The sequence below is a fragment of the Vulcanisaeta distributa JCM 11216 genome (assembly GCF_001315985.1).
Lineage (GTDB): Archaea > Thermoproteota > Thermoprotei > Thermoproteales > Thermocladiaceae > Vulcanisaeta > Vulcanisaeta distributa_E.
Genome location: NZ_BBBI01000052.1, coordinates 1 through 1,912, shown reverse-complemented (window position 1 = coordinate 1,912; position 1,912 = coordinate 1). Strand labels below are relative to the sequence as shown.

Genomic DNA, 1,912 nt, shown 5'->3' with positions numbered 1-1,912 from the left:
GCAACTACGAACCATGCGACCCGCAGTACCTAACAAGTAATGCAACCTATGCTGAGGTAATCGAGTTTGGAAACCCACCGTTTAATGTATTAACAGCCTCATTAAACGGCTCAATTGCCTACACCGGCGCGTGGGCTTGGCTTAATCCGCCGAGCAACTACTCAGTGCTTAGTGGAAACAACACAGCAGCCATAAACTTCACCATTAATGTACCACCGGAGCACTGCATTAACATTACCGAGCCAAGGGCCCCCCCAACGCATGAGGTTTGCTACCCAGGCACAGCGAGTGCAGTGCTCTGGCTCTTCGCCAGTGACGCAGTTATCAACATGCCAACCAATATTGGCAACTCAACGAAGTGCCAATACACAACCTCACCAAGTAGCCTCTATGAGGTAGTTAATATCAAAGGTGAGGAGGATGCTATTAGGAGCTTAGTGAATAAGCTCAATGAGGAAATCGCCATGGGCAGAAACATCACTGGACTTGGCAGGAACTTAAGCTTGGCGTTGCCAAGCCCATCACCAATCGGCTACAGTCAGGAGGAGGTAGCGATGACATGCGTCAACTACCTAAACAGTACTGTCCAAGTCACCGGCTCGGTGACTGTTATTGGCAACATAAACAATCCGTGGTTTGGTTTAGACACAATTGGCTTGTCCCCATCAACCTCATGGGTCATAAACTCAGTAGTCGTTGGTAGTAGTCAATTAATGAGTTTGTGGGGGGGCTACTTCAACGGCTTGCTGGTTGGCATTGGGTACTTCGTGCCAAGGTGGCTCGCTGAGTCGGTAGCCATCTTCGGGCTTTTAGACGCGGGCTTTTGGTTGGTTGGATTCCCAACCCTAATGAGCCCAGCATGGGCTTTGCTCTCAAATGTGATTTATGACCTAAGCCTAATACTGTACCTGAGGATTGCCGGTGTTGGTAGGGTTTTGGGTAGGTTGTTTAGGAGGGCTAGGTCATCGACAGCCTCAAAAATTAGGACTGCCAGGGAGGGCATTGTCTCGAGGCTTCATAGAAGCAGGAGGCTTGGTAGGGTCGCTAAGCCACTCATGGCCATCCACCATGAATTGGCTAAGTCAGTGATTACACTGAGTAATTCGCTTAGGATCAAGCACCCGGCCTGGAGGAGGTTAAGGCGTTATTTACCCGACTATAGAGACCCAAGCCCATTGGCTAGGCCGATAAATGCATTGATGGAGGACGCCAGCGCATACCTAAGGAGTAAAGCCACACTCTACAGTGAATCCGGTAGGCGTGGATTGGCTAGGCTGGCTATTGCCGGTGCTGGCTTGGCAAGCTTCATCCTCGAGTACCCTAGGGTTAGGAGCCTTGGTGAGAGGGGGGGTAAGCTTCACGAGACTGCCAAGCTTAAGTTCAGAAAGGGTGTCGAGGTTGACTTTAGGGCGTACAGCCACGGCGCGAGGCTAGAAACGACTCGCCAGCTCACTTATTGACTAAGTCCTTGGCTAGGAGGATTGGCATCAAGAGGGCTGTGGAGGACGTCTTCGCATCTTTAAGCATGCCAAAGCCATTTGAAACAAAGACGGCTAGGGATGAGAGGCTCAGGGAATTAATGGAGTCACTGGTTAGTAAGTACTGGCTTGATGCGGGCAAGGACTTAGTTTTGAGGAACTCAAGCCTTGACTCCGCAAGGCTCTTGGCCGTGGTGTTAACACCATACGTTAGGGATCTCCATAGTGGTGCCCAAGTGGGAATTAGGAGGCTGAGTGAGGCTAGGGGGGGTTTAATCAATGCCCTAATCAACGGCGAACTCCATAGGCTCATCGAGCTAAGCCAGTTAATGGGCTTTGATCACGAGAGGGCTAGGGAATCACTGGACAAGGCCCTGGGCAATAGGGCTAGGGAGTTAATGCCCAGGCACATGAGGGATAGGCAGGTTAGGGAG

Annotated in this window: 2 pseudogenes; both read left to right on the top strand. The window is 51.0% G+C overall.

The annotated features are described in order from the left end of the window. Positions 1–1,460: pseudogene (locus JCM11216_RS14135) on the top strand (hypothetical protein); the annotation flags it as partial. After that, positions 1,457–1,912, top strand: a pseudogene (locus JCM11216_RS14130) (hypothetical protein); the annotation flags it as partial. The pseudogenes JCM11216_RS14135 and JCM11216_RS14130, both read left to right, overlap by 4 nt.